The organism is Citrobacter sp. Ce129 (genome assembly GCF_030334545.1).
Lineage (GTDB): Bacteria > Pseudomonadota > Gammaproteobacteria > Enterobacterales > Enterobacteriaceae > Citrobacter > Citrobacter europaeus.
The window spans coordinates 1-16,975 of record NZ_JAOWDS010000049.1; the positions used below are offsets into that span (position 1 = coordinate 1).

Here is a 16,975-nt window from a genome sequence, read left to right on the forward strand (position 1 = left end):
ACTGGTACCAACTCCCAGTCTGACCTCGACTCTATCCAGGCTGAAATCACTCAGCGTCTGAACGAAATCGACCGCGTATCTGGTCAGACCCAGTTCAACGGCGTGAAAGTGCTGGCGAAAGACAACACCCTGACCATCCAGGTCGGCGCCAACGATGGCGAAACCATCGATATCAACCTGCAGGAAATCAACTCCAAAACCCTGGGGCTGGATTCACTGAACGTACAGAAAAAATATGATGTTTCTGACGTTGCTGCAGATTTTGGCTATAAAGATACTGCCCAGGCGTTTGTTACTACTGGTTTTGCTGCTGATGCAGCGGGAGCGGGTAAGTTTGGTGCGGCCGTAGATGATGCAACTGCTACCAATTTTAAATTTGATGCAGCTAGCAATAAATACTATGCAGATGTGGCATCAGTTAAAGATAATACTGTAAATGGTACATATGAAGTTGATGTTGTTGCGGGAACTGGCGTAGTAACACTGAAAGACAAGACCGCGGATACAGTTCCTGCAGGGGCCCAGGCTGTTAGTAAGGTGCAACAAAAAGTAACGCCTGATCTTACTGCGGCAAAAGCTGCTCTGGAAAAAGGTGGAGTTTCCAATGCGGAAGCAACATCAGCTACCTTGGTTAAGGTTTCCTATACTGATAAAAATGATAAAGCAATTGATGGCGGTTACGCGCTGAAAACTGCAAGCGGTAAATATTATGCTGCCTCAGTCGATGAATCCACCAAAGAAGTCTCTATCAAAGAAGTAGCGTATACAGATAAAGATGGTAAGGCAGCAACTGCTGCAGTTCAACTTGGCGGTGTCAACGGCAAGACAGAAATAGCAACTGTTGGCGGCAAGGATTATCTTGCTGATAAAGTAAAAAATCACAATTTCAAAACTGAACCTAAAGTGAATGAAATTGCAACTGCAACAACTGACAGCCCGCTGGCTAAAATCGACGCGGCGCTGGCGAAAGTTGCTGACCTGCGTTCCGACCTGGGTGCGGTACAGAACCGTTTCAACTCTACCATCACCAACCTGGGTAACACCGTAAACAACCTGTCTGAAGCACGTAGCCGTATCGAAGATGCTGACTACGCGACCGAAGTGTCCAACATGTCTCGTGCAAACATTCTGCAACAGGCAGGTACTTCTGTTCTGGCGCAGGCTAACCAGACCACGCAGAACGTCCTGTCTCTGCTGCGTTAATTTACGCTTACTACGCAAACCCCGCTCCGGCGGGGTTTTTTATAATTAGCTTTACCCGTAACCCCTAAATAACCCCCCATTTCACCCACTATTCACCCGATTAAAACCCCTGCAGAAACGGATAATCATGCCGATAACTCATTTAACGCAGGGCTGTTTATCGTGAATTCACTGTATACCGCTGAAGGTGTAATGGATAAACACTCGCTGTGGCAGCGTTATGTACCGTTGGTGCGTCACGAAGCATTGCGCCTTCAGGTGCGTTTGCCGGCGAGCGTAGAACTGGATGACCTGCTACAAGCGGGCGGCATCGGGTTATTGAATGCAGTTGACCGATATGACGCTTTGCAAGGAACGGCATTTACCACTTACGCAGTGCAGCGTATTCGTGGAGCGATGCTGGACGAACTACGTAGCCGGGACTGGGTACCGCGTAGCGTTCGGCGCAATGCTCGCGAAGTGGCACAGGCGATGGGACAACTGGAGCAGGAATTAGGGCGTAACGCGACGGAAACCGAAGTGGCGGAGCGTCTGGCTATTCCTGTGCAAGAGTATCGTCAGATGTTGCTTGATACCAATAACAGCCAGCTCTTCTCTTATGACGAGTGGCGGGAAGAGCATGGCGATAGTATTGAGCTGGTGACGGAAGAACATCAGCAGGAAAACCCGTTACAACAGCTACTTGAGGGTAACCTCCGCCAGCGCGTGATGGACGCGATCGAGGCGTTGCCGGAGCGCGAAAAGCTGGTGTTAACGCTGTACTACCAGGAAGAGCTGAATCTGAAAGAGATTGGCGCGGTACTGGAAGTCGGGGAATCGCGGGTCAGCCAGTTGCACAGTCAGGCCATCAAACGTCTACGCACCAAGCTGGGTAAGCTATAGGGGTACATTATTACCCCTGAACAATGCCGCATTACGAATTGACTACCAGGAGTTCTCATGACGGTGCAGCAATCAAAAAGACGGCCTCTAAGCCGCTACCTCAAAGATTTCAAACACAGCCAGACGCATTGCGCCCATTGCTTTAAGCTGCTCGACCGGATCACATTGGTTCGCCGCGGGCAAATTGTGAATAAAATCGCCATCGCCCGACTGGACACTTTGCTGAATGAAGCTGAGTGGGAACAGGAAAAAAAAGAGTGGGTGGCACTATGTCGTTTTTGCGGTGATTTGCACTGCAAAGAGCAGAGCGACTTTTTTGACATTATTGGCTTCAAACAATTTTTATTCGAGCAGACAGAAATGAGCCACGGCACGGTACGCGAATACGTTGTCCGCCTGCGCCGCCTCGGAAATCATCTGACCGAACAAAATATCTCTCACGACCTGCTGCAGGAAGGGTTCCTCGACGAAAACCTTGCCCCGTGGCTGCCGGAAACCAGCACCAACAATTACCGCATCGCCTTGCGTAAGTATGAGCAGTTCAAAGCCCATACCCATATAGGACATATGCAGAAATCCTCCTGGACAGCCAGTTCTGATATATATTAAAAACGAATAAGGTGTAACAGAGTGGTGTTTGTGGAACACAGCAAACGCTTTACACTGTAGTCATAAATGATAGTCACTAATGACAATATTCGGGGTAACTATGAAATTAGCACTTCTGGGACGTCAGGCTCTGATGGGTGTAATGGCTGTTGCACTTGTCGCCGGAATGAGCGTAAAGACTTATGCGGATGAAGGTCTGTTAAATAAAGTTAAAGAGCGCGGCACGCTGCTGGTGGGCCTGGAAGGGACCTATCCCCCGTTTAGTTTTCAGGGCGATGACGGCAAGCTGACCGGTTTTGAAGTGGAATTTGCCGAGGAGCTGGCTAAACATCTGGGTGTGAAAGCCTCGCTCAAGCCGACCAAATGGGACGGTATGCTGGCCTCTCTTGATTCCAAACGCATTGACGTGGTCATCAACCAGGTGACCATCTCTGACGAACGGAAGAAAAAATACGATTTCTCTACCCCGTATACTGTGTCTGGTATTCAGGCGCTGGTGAAGAAAGGCAATGAAGGCGTTATTAAGACTGCTGCCGATCTGAAAGGTAAAAAAGTCGGCGTTGGTCTGGGTACCAACTATGAAGAGTGGCTGCGTCAGAACGTGCAGGGCGTGGATATTCGTACCTATGATGATGATCCGACCAAATACCAGGATCTGCGCGTAGGCCGTATCGATGCCATTCTGGTTGACCGCCTGGCCGCACTGGACCTGGTGAAAAAAACCAAGGATACGCTGGCCGTTACCGGTGAAGCATTCTCCCGCCAGGAGTCCGGCGTGGCGCTGCGCAAAGGCAATGAAGATCTGCTGAAAGCGGTTGATGCTGCCATTGCCGAAATGCAAAAAGACGGTACGCTGAAAGCGCTGTCTGAAAAATGGTTTGGAGCGGATGTGACGAAATAATCGTCATCCGATGAAAAAAGGCGCCTTTAACAGCGCCTTTTTTTATTTCATTGCGCCTGAACGTGCATAATAAAAAGAACATCACAACAACGAATACCGGAGGCTGTATGCCGCTGCATAACTTAACGCGCTTTCCACGTCTGGAATTTATTGGCGCGCCAACACCGCTCGAATATCTTCCACGCTTTTCCGACTACCTCGGGCGCGATATTTTCATCAAACGCGATGACGTCACGCCGATGGCCATGGGCGGCAATAAGCTGCGTAAGCTGGAATTTCTCGCCGCAGACGCGTTGCGTGAAGGCGCTGATACGCTGATAACCGCCGGTGCGATTCAGTCTAACCACGTTCGCCAGACGGCGGCGGTAGCGGCTAAGCTCGGTCTGCACTGTGTGGCGCTGCTGGAAAATCCGATTGGCACCACTGCGGAAAACTATCTCACCAATGGCAACCGTCTGCTGCTGGATCTGTTTAATACGCAAATTGAAATGTGCGATGCGCTGACCGATCCGAATGCACAACTGCAGGAGTTGGCGACGCGTATTGAAGCGCAAGGGTTCCGCCCGTATGTGATCCCGGTTGGGGGCTCTAACGCGCTGGGCGCACTGGGTTATGTGGAAAGTGCGCTGGAAATAGCCCAACAGTGTGAAGGCGCTGTCGCGCTCTCTTCCGTAGTGGTTGCCTCGGGCAGTGCGGGAACGCATGCCGGACTGGCCGTCGGTCTGGAACAATTGATGCCAGACGTCGAACTTATCGGCGTGACTGTCTCGCGCAGCGTGGCGGATCAAAAACCCAAAGTTGTTACGCTGCAGCAGGATATTGCCCGAGAACTGGAACTGACGGCCTCCGCGGATATCCTGCTATGGGACGATTATTTTGCGCCGGGCTACGGTACGCCAAACGAAGAGGGCATGGAGGCGGTAAAACTGCTGGCACGGCTGGAAGGTATCTTGTTGGATCCGGTGTATACCGGCAAGGCGATGGCAGGTCTGATTGACGGCATCAGCCAGAAACGCTTCAAAGATGAAGGGCCAATTCTCTTTATTCATACTGGTGGGGCGCCTGCGCTGTTTGCCTACCATCCTCACGTGTAACGACCAGGTAGAAAAACGCTAATGCATGAAAGTATCCAACTGGTGATTGATTCTCTGCCGTACCTGCTCAAAGGTGCGGTTTTTACGCTGCAACTGAGCATCGGCGGGATGTTCTTTGGCCTCGTGCTGGGGTTTATCCTGGCGCTGATGCGTCTGTCGCCGCTGTTGCCTGTGCGCTGGCTGGCGCGCTTTTATATCTCAATCTTTCGCGGAACGCCGTTGATTGCCCAACTGTTCATGATCTATTACGGTCTGCCGCAGTTTGGTATTGAGCTGGATCCCATCCCGGCGGCGATGATTGGCTTGTCGCTTAATACGGCAGCCTACGCTGCGGAAACCCTGCGTGCGGCAATCTCTTCCATCGACAAAGGGCAGTGGGAGGCGGGCGCCAGTATTGGCATGACGAGATGGCAAACCATGCGCCGGGCGATCCTGCCGCAGGCCGCGCGGGTTGCGCTCCCGCCGCTGAGCAACAGCTTTATTAGCCTGGTGAAGGACACCTCTCTGGCTGCCACTATTCAGGTACCGGAACTGTTCCGCCAGGCGCAGCTGATTACCTCGCGTACTCTGGAAGTGTTCACAATGTATCTGGCGGCCTCGTTGATTTACTGGGTGATGGCGACGGTGCTTTCCGCACTGCAAAACTATTTTGAAGAACAACTGAACCGCCAGGAGAGAGAGCCGAAATGAGTGCTATCGAAGTCAGAAACCTGGTCAAAAAATTCCATGGGCAAACGGTGTTACATGGGATCGATCTCGACGTTAAACCCGGTGAGGTCGTGGCGATTATCGGGCCGAGCGGTTCCGGCAAAACCACGCTGTTGCGTAGCATTAATTTGCTGGAGCAACCGGAGGCGGGCACCATTAAAGTGGGTGAGATTACCATTGATACCGCACGTTCGTTAACTCAGCAAAAAGGCCTGATTCGTCAGTTGCGCCAGCACGTGGGGTTTGTGTTTCAGAACTTTAATTTGTTCCCACATCGTACGGTGCTGGAAAACATTATTGAAGGCCCGGTGATTGTTAAGGGCGAGCCGAAAGCCGAAGCGACAGCACGTGCGCGCGAACTGCTGGCGAAGGTTGGCCTGGCAGGTAAAGAAACCAGCTATCCGCGGCGTTTGTCCGGTGGGCAGCAGCAGCGCGTGGCTATTGCCCGGGCACTGGCGATGCGACCTGAGGTTATTCTTTTCGATGAGCCGACTTCTGCGCTCGATCCTGAACTGGTTGGCGAGGTACTTAATACCATCCGTCAACTGGCGCAGGAAAAACGCACCATGGTGATTGTGACGCATGAAATGAGCTTTGCCCGCGATGTGGCCGACCGGGCGATATTTATGGATCAAGGCAGGATCGTGGAGCAGGGCCCCGCTAAATCCCTGTTCACGCATCCGCAACAGCCACGAACCCGTCAGTTTCTTGAAAAGTTTCTGATGCAATAAATTGTGCATACAGTACTCACCGATAATGTTTTTGGGTGAGTACTGCTCGCATAACTATTTATAAATATTGCTTTATTATCAACCCCCGATTCTGTTACTTCCTCTCGCCGTTGAGTAACGCTCAAGTAATTGTTCCTTTGTCCGATAATTTGCATATATAAAATACATTTATGTGTTAGCTTGTTTCATATGTTTGGATGATTATCAATCTCAGGGGCAATACCACTTAGTATGCAGGATCATGATTTCTTCACCTGGCGACGGAGCATGCTGTTACGCTTTCAGGAAATGGCGACGGCAGAGGATGTCTATAATGAATTACAGCAACAGACGCAGCACTTAGAGTTCGATTTTTACGCGCTCTGTGTTCGTCATCCCGTACCTTTTACCCGGCCCAAAACATCACTTCACACGACGTATCCCAAAGCCTGGGTGGCGCATTATCAGTCCGAGAATTATTTCGCGATTGATCCGGTGCTGAAGCCTGAAAACTTCAGTCAGGGGCATTTACCCTGGAACGACACCTTATTTCGCGATGCGCAGCCCCTGTGGGATGCCGCGCGCAATCATGGTTTACGTAAAGGGATGACGCAATGCTTAATGTTACCTAATCGAGCGTTGGGGTTTTTATCGGTGTCACGTGCAAGTATCCGCAATAGTCGCTTTGCGAATGATGAAGTGGAGCTCAGGATGCAGCTTTTGGTGCGGGAAAGTTTATCCGTTCTGACGCGACTGGAAGATGATATGGTCATGGCGCCAGAGATGCGCTTTAGCAAGCGGGAAAAAGAAATATTGAAATGGACCGCTGAGGGCAAAACATCTTCAGAAATAGCAATAATTCTCTCGATTTCTGAAAATACTGTTAACTTTCACCAGAAGAATATGCAAAAGAAATTCAATGCGCCAAACAAAACGCAGATTGCCTGTTACGCCGCTGCGACCGGGCTTATCTGAATAAATTATCGTTCTGAGTGTCAGACGCAGAACCGGCTGATAGCGATGCTTTCAGCCGGTTTCTTATTACTGGCGGTAGGCCTGTTTAATTTGCTTAACAGTGCTGGAAAATACCGCAGCCTGTGATTGATCTTCAATCTGTGCGATCTGTTTTTCCATTTTAAGAATCACGCGTCCTGCATCAGCTTGACCCATTGCCTGCAGCATCAGCGTTAACATGGCTTTCAGGCAGGTGACTTCATTGGCCAGTTCCTGGTTATTCTCAGCAGTGGAAAAGTCAGGCGTACTCATTTATTTTCCTCGTTATGTTTCAATGAAAAAGTGCGATGTGAAATCTTAAGGCGGCGGAGTATACCATAAGCGAGGCTAAAAATATCAGTGGTTGTTTTTTGCGCAAACAAAAGTGGGTGACATTAAAATAAACAACATGTTGCACTGCATATATTTTCTCCACTTGATGTTTATTTCGAGTATTTTCTTCGTTAATTATTGTTACAACTTTAACTGCCTGGTTCGCATTCAGCGAAGGAATATGATTTTTTTGTCACTATTATGAAACAGCTATGCAGATATAACCGTGGCCGAAGGTTGCCAGTACTGAATGTTTCCACCCGTCGTACAATCTAATTTCCAAAAACGAGAGCAAAATCGAAAGTCGGGCGCTTTTTACATTTCAAAGTTGAGATAAAACCCGTTAACATAGGACCGATTAACTATCGGTAGCGTTATCCCTATTCTGGAGATATTCCTTTGATCAACGTTTTTCTTGTTGATGACCACGAACTGGTGCGCGCAGGGATACGACGCATTCTTGAAGATATAAAAGGCATTAAAGTTGTCGGTGAGGCGTGCTGCGGTGAAGATGCGGTAAAATGGTGTCGCTCAAATTCCGTTGACGTCGTGCTGATGGACATGAATATGCCCGGTATTGGTGGCCTTGAGGCAACGCGAAAAATTGCGCGTTCAACGGCTGACATTAAAGTGATCATGCTGACTGTCCATACCGAAAACCCGTTGCCTGCTAAAGTCATGCAGGCAGGAGCTGCGGGCTATCTCAGCAAGGGAGCCGCCCCCCAGGAAGTTGTGAGTGCGATTCGTTCGGTTTTTTCCGGCCAACGATATATTGCCTCCGATATCGCTCAGCAGATGGCGCTCAGCCAGATTGAGCCTGAGAAAACGGAAACACCGTTTGCCAGTTTGTCTGAACGTGAGTTGCAGATTATGCTGATGATCACCAAAGGTCAGAAGGTCAATGAGATCTCAGAACAGCTGAATCTTAGTCCTAAAACGGTGAACAGCTATCGCTATCGAATGTTCAGTAAATTAAACATTCACGGCGATGTTGAGCTGACTCATCTGGCAATTCGCCATGGCCTGTGTAATGCGGAGACATTAACAAGCCAGTGACCGATCAGTTTGATGCCAAAGCGTTCCTGAAAACCGTGACCAGTCAGCCCGGCGTGTATCGTATGTATGATATCGCCGGGACAGTCATCTACGTCGGGAAAGCGAAAGACCTAAAAAAAAGGCTTTCCAGCTACTTCCGTAGCAACCTCGCGTCGCGTAAGACCGAAGCGCTGGTCGCGCAAATACAGCAGATTGATGTCACGGTAACGCACACCGAAACCGAAGCGTTACTGCTTGAGCACAACTACATCAAGCTGTATCAGCCGCGCTACAACGTTTTGCTGCGCGACGATAAATCCTATCCTTTTATTTTCCTCAGCGGCGATACCCATCCTCGCCTGGCGATGCATCGTGGGGCTAAGCATGCCAAAGGCGAGTACTTTGGACCGTTCCCTAACGGTTATGCTGTACGTGAGACGCTGGCGCTGCTGCAGAAAATCTTCCCTATACGTCAGTGCGAAAACAGTGTTTATCGCAATCGCTCGCGTCCTTGTCTGCAATATCAGATTGGTCGCTGCCTCGGTCCGTGTGTCGCGGGTCTGGTGAGTGAAGAAGAGTATGCGCAGCAGGTTGATTACGTTCGTCTGTTCCTGTCCGGGAAAGACGATCAGGTATTAACGCAACTGATCGCCCGGATGGAAAAGGCCAGCCAAAATCTCGAATTTGAAGAGGCTGCCCGCATTCGTGATCAAATTCAGGCCGTACGCCGCGTGACTGAAAAACAGTTTGTCTCAAATACCGGAGACGATCTGGACGTCATCGGCGTGGCGTTTGACGCTGGCATGGCCTGTGTGCACGTTCTGTTCATTCGCCAGGGGAAAGTGTTAGGCAGTCGCAGCTATTTCCCGAAAGTACCGAGTGGAACAGAACTCGGTGAGGTCGTCGAAACCTTCGTCGGACAGTTCTATTTGCAGGGAAGCCAGATGCGCACCTTACCCGGTGAGATCCTGCTCGATTTTAATCTTAGCGATAAAACCCTGCTGGCGGATTCTTTGTCTGAGCTGGCCGGGCGGAAGGTTAACGTTCAGACGAAACCGCGAGGCGATCGCGCTCGTTATCTGAAGCTGGCGCGAACCAACGCGGCGGTGGCGTTAACCACGAAGCTTTCCCAGCAGTCGACCATTACCCAACGTCTGACGGCGCTGGCATCGGTACTTAAGCTACCGGCAGTAAAACGCATGGAATGTTTTGATATCAGCCACACGATGGGCGAGCAGACGGTAGCCTCCTGTGTGGTATTCGATGCCAATGGCCCGCTGCGTGCAGAATATCGCCGCTATAACATCACCGGCATTACGCCGGGTGACGATTATGCTGCCATGAATCAGGTTCTGCGTCGGCGTTACGGTAAGGCGATTGAAGAAAGTAAGATTCCGGACGTCATATTGATCGACGGCGGTAAAGGTCAGTTAGGGCAGGCGAAAGCCGTTTTTGCGGAGCTGGATGTTCCCTGGGACAAACAGCACCCACTCTTGTTGGGGGTGGCAAAAGGGGCCGATCGTAAAGCCGGCCTGGAAACGCTGTTCTTTGAGCCGGAAGGTGAGGGCTTTAGCCTGCCGCCTGATTCGCCTGCATTGCACGTTATCCAGCATATCCGCGATGAATCTCACGATCATGCGATTAGCGGGCACCGTAAAAAACGGGCGAAGGTGAAAAGTACCAGTACGCTTGAGACCATTGAAGGCGTTGGTCCAAAGCGTCGGCAGATGTTGTTGAAATATATGGGCGGTTTGCAAGGTCTTCGTAACGCGAGTATCGAAGAAATTGCAAAAGTGCCGGGTATTTCGCAAGCTCTGGCAGAAAAGATCTTCTACTCGTTGAAACATTAGGCCCTCTGTAGCAACATAGGGGTAATTTCACTGACAACAGATAGTTATCCGTCATATGCAATTTAATATCCCTACGTTGCTCACGCTGTTTCGCGTCATCCTGATCCCATTCTTTGTATTGGCTTTTTATCTGCCATTCACCTGGGCTCCCTTCGTTTGTGCGCTGATCTTCTGTATTGCGGCGGTCACCGACTGGTTTGACGGTTTTCTGGCACGTCGCTGGAACCAAAGCACCCGTTTTGGTGCCTTCCTCGATCCGGTTGCTGATAAAGTGCTGGTGGCTATCGCGATGGTGTTGGTGACCGAACACTATCACAGCTGGTGGGTGACGCTGCCTGCCGCCACGATGATTGCGCGTGAAATAATTATCTCTGCGCTGCGTGAATGGATGGCCGAGCTGGGTAAACGCAGCAGTGTGGCTGTGTCCTGGATCGGTAAAGTGAAAACCACTTCGCAAATGGCCGCGCTCGCATGGTTGCTGTGGCGTCCAAATATCTGGGTAGAGTACGCCGGGATCGCACTTTTCTTCGTCGCCGCGATACTGACTTTGTGGTCAATGTTCCAGTATTTGAGCGCTGCATGGGGAGATTTGCTTGAACAGTGATCGTTTCGGCGCAAATTTCAGCAAACGATCGTCAGTGGTGAAAAATATCGTTGACTCATTGCGTCAGGTAAGTAGAATGCAACGCATCGAACGGCAGCACTGATTGCCAGACGATAACAAAATCAAGTGATTAACAAACTTACTTGGTGATGCGGGAATAGCTCAGTTGGTAGAGCACGACCTTGCCAAGGTCGGGGTCGCGAGTTCGAGTCTCGTTTCCCGCTCCAATTTAAAGACATCGGCAATAGCGGATGTCGGCTGTAAAGCCAGAAGATTTCGGCGCGTTAGCAAAGCGGTTATGTAGCGGATTGCAAATCCGTCTAGTCCGGTTCGACTCCGGAACGCGCCTCCAATTTCTTCCCGAGCCCGGATGGTGGAATCGGTAGACACAAGGGATTTAAAATCCCTCGGCGTTCGCGCTGTGTGGGTTCAAGTCCCACTCCGGGTACCATGGGAAAGAATAGAATAATCAAAGCAATAAGCAGTGTCGTGAAACCACCTACGGGTGGTTTTTTTGTTTTTGTACTCAATGTTCACCATTGTTTCGCCATTCAGCTTCGCCATAAAAAGAGGGCATTACTGCCCCCCAACGACCGGAACAACAGATATTTTGCGGTTATATCTTGCGGTCTGCGAAGCATTTTTGTGGCCTGATATTTCTTGTTTCTCATGCAGCGTTCCTTCCAGATCAGATATCCCCTTAGCTTTCAGATCATGAAACGTGAAGTTAAATTCAAGCTCAGGAAATTTTTCAGCGGCTAACTTTTTCGCTTTCATCCACTGAGCATTAAATGCATCTCGGGTGTAACGAGAACCTGACTGCTGGTGGAGCACGTACAGGCTCACCATGCCGCTGTTTAACGGAAGGGAATCTGCCAGGGTGATCGCATTCGATAGGCGCACAGTCCAAGCCTTAATCTGGCTCACGGCCGTCTTGCTTTGCTGAATTAGAATACCTTCATCAAGTATCTGACTCTTTTTTAGATCAAGAATGTCACCCTGACGTGCGCAACATAAATAGGCTAACTCCATGGCAATCTTCACCGGTACTGACGAAACGCTAAATAGTGCTTCATATTCTTTGTCCGTGACGTAACGGGTGCGTGCCTGTTCCTTAAATTGCTTCACACCTTGGCATGGATTCATCTTCACTTTGCCACGCTCATATGCCCACCTAAACACCCTCGACATAAACGCTTTCTCTCGGTTTGCCTGAACTCTGCTCTTAACACCTCGCTTATCCATATATTTTCTGATGTGCTCTGGCTTGATGTTATCCGGCTTCATTTTCCCGAAGACAACATTTACCTTTGAACCGTATTTTCTGTAGTCTTTACGTGTTTCAGTTGCTAACTCGTGGAAATCACCGGAATTAAAGAACTCTTCACAAAGTGCGTTGAAGTTCGTACCAACCTTTAAATCGTTTATGAAGTTTTCGTAAGCTGCCCACACCTGCGATTTTGTTAGGTCAGGATTGCACAACCTGACGGTACGACCATCTGTTGTACGAAATTCATAAGCAGATTTTCCCCGACGAACGCGGGGAGGCATCCAGTTATCATCGGGGTTTTTGCGAGCTCTAGACATTACATATCCTTAAAGTTTGGTTCTTCTTCCTCTGGATTACTCACTATCAACTTAAGGCCAACCGGGTTTGATACATGATCCCATGTTGTTCCTGGTCTGCCGTCCTTACGTGGGATAAAAAATACTCCACTCTCCCTGAGAGCTTTGCACTGTAGGGAAGGGCGACGATAACCAGTTAATTGATAGAGGTCATCTGGAGTAAGAAAACGTTGGATTTGTCCGCTCATAGATAGTTCTCCACTTAAACCGGCTGCACCCGGTTACTTCATTCTGTAGTTACTGAAGAGTTGCCTGCCTTGCAACGATCCATCAGCGATTGAGCCGTTACCGTTAGCAGGTTTAAATCTGTTTCAGAGCCGTGCATTATCACTGCCAGGCGCGATAGCATAGCCCTTTCGCTAGCGCTCTTTCTTATTTCTCTATCAAGGTCAGCCTGGAGTTGAATAACCCACCGGGCAAGCTCTCCCTTTTCACCGCTTTCGCGCCGCATATCCTCCAAACGGTATTTATCAATCATTACTATTATCCTCGCAGCAGTAGTGCCGCCCCTCTGAGTCAGTAGATACATGCCCGCAGATATCGCATTCAATTTCCGGAAGCATCAGTTCTGATTTCTCTTTGATATGCAGTCGCGGTTCTCCGTCTTTCGGCTCAGGCCATTCGCGTTGCTTGTTTACTACGAGCTTTTTTACCATCGCCTGGGTAATCTGCTCGTCACTGATACCGGCACGACGTTGCGCATCCCATAACAGGAATTGCATGTCAGCCCATTCGCTAAGGTCGTCGGGTTCAGCAGCAGCCTCGAGCGCTTCTTTGGGAAGGTGCTTCAGCGGACCAACTGGACCGACATCGCCGAAAGTAGCCAGTGACCATGCTGCATGTTCACGGCGTACTTGTTCACGGACTATCGACTCCAGAACCCCGTCAATCACCTTCACAGCATCAGCCATTGCGTAGCCGAGATTACCGCCGTCGCTTTGTGCTGCTGCTTTGCTGAGTATTTCGCTTATCTGGTGCAGGCGATCGAGTGATACAGGACCGTTCGCCGGGTGGTTGTTAGTTGTCATGCTGACGCTCCTTCTTGATATTTTTCAAACCAGAACACAACCGGCTTTTCGACAACTTCAACCAGGCCAAATCGTTCAGCAGTGCGGAAGTTGACGCTATATGCGCGAGCACGTTCTGCCTGCCGCGTAATTTCTTCCCGGAATAAGTCCACGCTGAATGTGGCTTTAAACAGGTTGCACGGTGCGCAAGCCGGGAAAAGATTTTCGATAGCATCATTCTCAGGTAGCCAGAATTCCCCGGTTGCAACAGTACGCCGGGTTCCATTTGTCTGGCGTTCGCCAAATTCCCACTTCCGCAATGCAGCCTCAACATGGTCAGCATGCCAGCCCTTCTCTGGCAGTTCGCAGCCGCAATAAGCACAGCGACCGCCAAACTTCATGCGTAGCTCTGCACGTTGTTTTTTCGTCAGTGCCATCTCACTCCCCCTTCACGCCAATACCAGCGGCGCGGATTGCGTCGGCGCATTCTTCCAGTGCAAAGTTATATTTATCAGAAACTAGCCCGTAACCTTTCGGGTACGGCGTCGGCAGCGTCACGGTCCGCGCCTCCAGTTCTGCTATGCGCTTCTCTGCGGCATCCAGCTTTTCACGCGCATCCCGCATATCGTCACGCATAGCAATCGAAACTGCTTCAAGAGAATCTTTGTCGCGCTGTAGTTGGAGGTTTTCATCCAGCAGCGCCAGAACGGTGTCCGGGTTAGCGGCGGCGATGAATTCAGCGTTGCGTTTGGCTGTCTCATCCCAAGCCATGTGGTAATCGTGATCCCACTCTTCGTGAATGCACGCTGCTGTGGAATTGGTCATGTCTAGCAAAGACTCGCTACCGACGTAAACCGCGTATGAGTGGTATCCAGACGCTCTGTCTTCACCCTCGCCGTATTCGCCGTCAGTTTCGACAACATCAGACCACCATTCGCCCTGGGTGGCTTTCTCTGCAAATTGGCGCAACGCCTGTTTGTTGAGTGCTGTCATTGGGCTGCCTCCCTGCTTAATTGCGTCGATTCCATTCGCTGTAATTGAATAGCCAACAACGGTTCTGGTTATCAGCCCTTTGCGCAGTAGAGCGTCTAGAGTTTTTCTCCAGATTGCGTACGGCTTTTCCCCTTTGCTAACGCACGACAAGACCTCAATTTGCTTAGCTGTTAACTTGCTCATACTGCACCTCCCTGGCGAAGTTGGGCGGCGAAAGCATTGGCGAAACGCTGTAAATCTGCTGTTACCATCACTTTGTAGCTGTCATCTCCAAACTCATTCATCAGTTGATCAGCTTCAGCAGCCATCATCTCCACACCCTGCGCCCGCATTTCAGCTAGGCATTTGCCAAACTCAGAAACATACTGTTCTACGGTCATTCCCCAGCATAAGGGGCATTCCTCTACCGTTTCGCCTTCGCATTCTTCATCAGGGACTTCTTTGGTAAAGAATTCTCGCTCGATGGCATGGAGTGTGTCAGCGAATCGGCGTAGGTTGCTCAAGCCTTCCGTGATAGAGAATTCTGGAGCATCACATCCTGCACCCATCTGTGCATAAACACGCGATTTAAACTCAGCCAGCTCCCTGCACTTGCTCTCGGCGTTAGCGAGCTGTACTGCTATGTCTGTGAGTTTCAGTTCCAGATTGTGAATAGTCGCGTCTGCTGCCCGGAACTCGCGACGGGATTCCGTTAAATTTGAGCAGGCGTTTTGAATTGAGTAGGCCAAAATTGCAGTATCACGATCATCTGATTCTTCAGCTTTAACCTGCAACTGAACCGCCAGTCTGAAGAGATCGGCAATTTGAGTTTCTGTCATACGGTTATTGAGCGTTTGCATTGTTATGTACCTGCTGAAGTTTGTGTTGTTTAACGAAGTGGGCCACTGCTTTAGATTGGCTGGCGATAATTTTTTTATCGCCTAAATCCAGTGTGACGTTCTTCCCGCGATAAAAAATCGCAGAGCCAATTTCCTTACCATCGAGCATCACATACAGGGTTCTTCCACGAACTTCTGTAGTTGGAATGGGTTGCGACAGCCGGTAAGTCTCACGTGCTTCTGAAATGGCTTTGTGTTCGTCGATGATTTCAAGCGCTTCAGCCAGAGCAGTGCCTTGCAAAGTGAACACTCCTTCATCGCTGATCGTCGCCATGGCCATCAGTTCCACGAAACGGCGAGCACTTTTAATGTTGAGTTCTGGTGCGATAGAACTGCGCGTAACCTTTGTTTTCCCCTGGGCGGCGGCTACGGCTTTATCGTGCTGGAGAACCTCACCAGCCTGTTCGCCAAACTCACGAACGCGGTCAACAGCAACATCAACAGATACGGCACCAGATTTAACTTCCTGCTGAACGTCATAATTGGCGGTACTCAGAGTGAGCAACTTCTCAACGGTCGCTACAGACTTATTGACCAGCTTTGCAATCTCGCTGGTGGTCTGGTTGAAAGCGTTATGAAGCTCCTGAATAACAGCAGCCTGTTCAATATCGGAAAGGGGGAGTTGGTTATTGCTGGTCATGATGCGAGCCAGACGCTGCACATCGTTACCGTTAAACGGCATGATATGAATACGGTCTACTGGCTTACCAGCTTCAGCGCAACGTGCGTAGCAACGACGGCGGCGGTGGCCTTCAACAACCCACACACCGCCTTCATCACGTGCGATAACCTCCAGTGGAGGAACGTTGCCGCCGTTCATCAGATAGTTAAACAGGTCGTCATCTGCCTGGCGGGTGCGTTCGTCGTCTTCACGCTTGTTGAAACCTTCACGCACGTGGATATGTTCAAGGCTGATAAACATCCCGGTATCGGTGCGCTTGATGGTCCCGTCACGTGACATCTGTTTGAATGAGTTAGCTGCCATCACTTAGCCCCTTCATTCATCACAACATTAGTTACCGGAGTTAGCTCACGCAGTTCGCGCTGAGCCTCCAGAAGGTGCATGTTGCTACGTGTTTTTGTGTGTCTTTCAACAATGCGATCGCATTCTTTTGCCCAGCAGACAACGTCATCGCGTAATACGGTGTTCTCAATAGCCAGCGACTTACGTTGTTCCATTGACTCGCACAGTGCAACGCTGACGATATCAAGGCGGTTAGCCAGTTCTGTCATGATCCCGCGGTAAGCAACCGGAAGTAGAGGGGCAGCTTTACGGGCTGCATCGATCAGTTGCTCTCTGGTCATACGTGGTTGTAACTCAGTGACGTTCTGTGTGGTCGTCATGGTTAGTTTCTCCGTGTTATATGCGCCCTGCACGGCGCTGAATTTTGGTTGCACGAATCCCTCGCCAAAAGGCGAATAAAAATTTGGGTTTCGTTTCAGTAAATGCTCCATCAAAAGGTACTTAGCGCAACGGATTGCTCCATTGTTATTATGCTTTCGTGTTAAATAGCTACCAAGATAGGTAGTGAGTAGCTATTTAACTACA

At 50.0% G+C, this 16,975-nt stretch carries 22 protein-coding genes, 3 tRNA genes and 1 pseudogene; 14 read left to right on the forward strand and 12 right to left on the reverse strand.

Annotation, left to right across the window (positions count from 1 at the left end; translation table 11 throughout):
• The 8 genes from OGV77_RS01650 to sdiA all read left to right on the forward strand — a co-directional run.
• A partial coding sequence (locus tag OGV77_RS01650) for a flagellin (protein ID WP_286502545.1) occupies nt 1-1,203 on the forward strand: 1,203 nt, incomplete at its 5' end.
• 162 nt (nt 1,204-1,365) lie between these two features.
• Nucleotides 1,366-2,085, forward strand: coding sequence for an RNA polymerase sigma factor FliA (fliA, locus tag OGV77_RS01655; protein WP_016153479.1), 720 nt, complete (start codon nt 1,366-1,368; stop codon nt 2,083-2,085).
• A 57-nt stretch (nt 2,086-2,142) separates the two neighbouring features.
• Nucleotides 2,143-2,694, forward strand: coding sequence for a flagella biosynthesis regulatory protein FliZ (gene fliZ / locus OGV77_RS01660; protein ID WP_043016774.1), 552 nt, complete (start codon nt 2,143-2,145; stop codon nt 2,692-2,694).
• A 100-nt stretch (nt 2,695-2,794) separates the two neighbouring features.
• The gene (tcyJ, locus tag OGV77_RS01665) at nt 2,795-3,595 is read left to right on the forward strand and encodes a cystine ABC transporter substrate-binding protein (RefSeq protein WP_043016773.1); all 801 of its coding nucleotides are present in this window, start codon (nt 2,795-2,797) and stop codon (nt 3,593-3,595) included.
• Between the two features lie 107 nt (nt 3,596-3,702).
• A complete protein-coding gene (gene dcyD, locus OGV77_RS01670) occupies nt 3,703-4,689 on the forward strand; it encodes a D-cysteine desulfhydrase (protein WP_032943823.1) in 987 nt (328 codons plus the stop codon).
• Between the two features lie 21 nt (nt 4,690-4,710).
• Nucleotides 4,711-5,379, forward strand: coding sequence for a cystine ABC transporter permease (gene tcyL, locus OGV77_RS01675; RefSeq protein ID WP_003030474.1), 669 nt, complete (start codon nt 4,711-4,713; stop codon nt 5,377-5,379).
• On the forward strand, nt 5,376-6,128 hold the full coding sequence (gene tcyN / locus OGV77_RS01680) for an L-cystine ABC transporter ATP-binding protein TcyN (RefSeq protein WP_003030477.1): 753 nt from the start codon (nt 5,376-5,378) through the stop codon (nt 6,126-6,128). Before tcyL ends, tcyN begins: the two co-directional genes overlap by 4 nt.
• Nucleotides 6,129-6,359: 231 nt before the next feature.
• The gene (gene sdiA / locus OGV77_RS01685) at nt 6,360-7,082 is read left to right on the forward strand and encodes a quorum-sensing transcriptional regulator SdiA (RefSeq protein ID WP_043016771.1); all 723 of its coding nucleotides are present in this window, start codon (nt 6,360-6,362) and stop codon (nt 7,080-7,082) included.
• Nucleotides 7,083-7,148: 66 nt separating this feature from the next.
• On the opposite strand, the gene OGV77_RS01690 is transcribed toward sdiA, so the two are convergent.
• From OGV77_RS01690 to OGV77_RS24820, 3 genes and pseudogenes are all read right to left on the reverse strand, one after another.
• Entirely contained in the window at nt 7,149-7,373 is a 225-nt protein-coding gene (locus OGV77_RS01690; protein ID WP_043016770.1) for a DUF2594 family protein, read from the reverse strand.
• Nucleotides 7,370-7,483, reverse strand: coding sequence for a hypothetical protein (locus OGV77_RS01695; protein ID WP_141110917.1), 114 nt, complete (start codon nt 7,481-7,483; stop codon nt 7,370-7,372). Before OGV77_RS01695 ends, OGV77_RS01690 begins: the two co-directional genes overlap by 4 nt.
• A pseudogene (locus OGV77_RS24820) lies at nt 7,456-7,536 on the reverse strand (hypothetical protein); the annotation flags it as partial. The gene OGV77_RS01695 and the pseudogene OGV77_RS24820, both read right to left, overlap by 28 nt.
• A 296-nt stretch (nt 7,537-7,832) precedes the next feature.
• Between OGV77_RS24820 and uvrY the strand changes: the two are divergent.
• The 6 genes from uvrY (at nt 7,833) to OGV77_RS01725 (ending at nt 11,373) form a co-directional block, all read left to right on the forward strand.
• Nucleotides 7,833-8,489 (forward strand): UvrY/SirA/GacA family response regulator transcription factor, encoded by a 657-nt coding sequence (gene uvrY / locus OGV77_RS01700; RefSeq protein ID WP_003834023.1) that lies wholly within the window; start codon nt 7,833-7,835, stop codon nt 8,487-8,489.
• Entirely contained in the window at nt 8,486-10,318 is a 1,833-nt protein-coding gene (gene uvrC / locus OGV77_RS01705; RefSeq protein WP_043016769.1) for an excinuclease ABC subunit UvrC, read from the forward strand. The genes uvrY and uvrC overlap by 4 nt, the downstream gene beginning before the upstream one ends.
• A gap of 55 nt (nt 10,319-10,373) precedes the next feature.
• Entirely contained in the window at nt 10,374-10,922 is a 549-nt protein-coding gene (gene pgsA, locus OGV77_RS01710; RefSeq protein ID WP_043016768.1) for a CDP-diacylglycerol--glycerol-3-phosphate 3-phosphatidyltransferase, read from the forward strand.
• Nucleotides 10,923-11,073: 151 nt separating this feature from the next.
• A tRNA-Gly gene (locus OGV77_RS01715) sits at nt 11,074-11,149 on the forward strand.
• A gap of 51 nt (nt 11,150-11,200) precedes the next feature.
• Nucleotides 11,201-11,274, forward strand: a tRNA-Cys gene (locus OGV77_RS01720).
• Nucleotides 11,275-11,286: 12 nt separating this feature from the next.
• Nucleotides 11,287-11,373, forward strand: a tRNA-Leu gene (locus tag OGV77_RS01725).
• A 125-nt stretch (nt 11,374-11,498) separates the two neighbouring features.
• On the opposite strand, the gene OGV77_RS01730 is transcribed toward OGV77_RS01725, so the two are convergent.
• The 9 genes from OGV77_RS01730 to OGV77_RS01770 form a co-directional block, all read right to left on the reverse strand.
• Entirely contained in the window at nt 11,499-12,509 is a 1,011-nt protein-coding gene (locus tag OGV77_RS01730; protein ID WP_199953609.1) for a tyrosine-type recombinase/integrase, read from the reverse strand.
• Nucleotides 12,509-12,736: a DUF4224 domain-containing protein gene (locus tag OGV77_RS01735; protein WP_072034363.1), complete on the reverse strand. Its 228-nt coding sequence runs from the start codon at nt 12,734-12,736 to the stop codon at nt 12,509-12,511. The genes OGV77_RS01730 and OGV77_RS01735 overlap by 1 nt, the downstream gene beginning before the upstream one ends.
• A gap of 38 nt (nt 12,737-12,774) precedes the next feature.
• Nucleotides 12,775-13,026 (reverse strand): hypothetical protein, encoded by a 252-nt coding sequence (locus OGV77_RS01740; protein WP_286502546.1) that lies wholly within the window; start codon nt 13,024-13,026, stop codon nt 12,775-12,777.
• Entirely contained in the window at nt 13,019-13,576 is a 558-nt protein-coding gene (locus OGV77_RS01745; protein WP_286502547.1) for a DUF550 domain-containing protein, read from the reverse strand. Before OGV77_RS01745 ends, OGV77_RS01740 begins: the two co-directional genes overlap by 8 nt.
• Nucleotides 13,573-13,992, reverse strand: a complete 420-nt coding sequence (locus OGV77_RS01750) for an HNH endonuclease (RefSeq protein ID WP_286502548.1) — start codon at nt 13,990-13,992, stop codon at nt 13,573-13,575. Before OGV77_RS01750 ends, OGV77_RS01745 begins: the two co-directional genes overlap by 4 nt.
• Before the next feature lies 1 nt (nt 13,993).
• A complete protein-coding gene (locus OGV77_RS01755; RefSeq protein WP_286502549.1) occupies nt 13,994-14,548 on the reverse strand; it encodes an ead/Ea22-like family protein in 555 nt (184 codons plus the stop codon).
• A gap of 179 nt (nt 14,549-14,727) precedes the next feature.
• Nucleotides 14,728-15,387 (reverse strand): hypothetical protein, encoded by a 660-nt coding sequence (locus tag OGV77_RS01760; protein ID WP_286502550.1) that lies wholly within the window; start codon nt 15,385-15,387, stop codon nt 14,728-14,730.
• Nucleotides 15,371-16,411 carry a ParB-like helix-turn-helix domain-containing protein gene (locus tag OGV77_RS01765; RefSeq protein WP_286502551.1) on the reverse strand — a complete coding sequence of 347 codons (1,041 nt, stop codon included), beginning with the start codon at nt 16,409-16,411 and terminating at the stop codon, nt 15,371-15,373. Before OGV77_RS01765 ends, OGV77_RS01760 begins: the two co-directional genes overlap by 17 nt.
• Nucleotides 16,411-16,770, reverse strand: coding sequence for a hypothetical protein (locus tag OGV77_RS01770; RefSeq protein WP_225092854.1), 360 nt, complete (start codon nt 16,768-16,770; stop codon nt 16,411-16,413). Before OGV77_RS01770 ends, OGV77_RS01765 begins: the two co-directional genes overlap by 1 nt.
• Nucleotides 16,771-16,975: the final 205 nt, after the last annotated feature.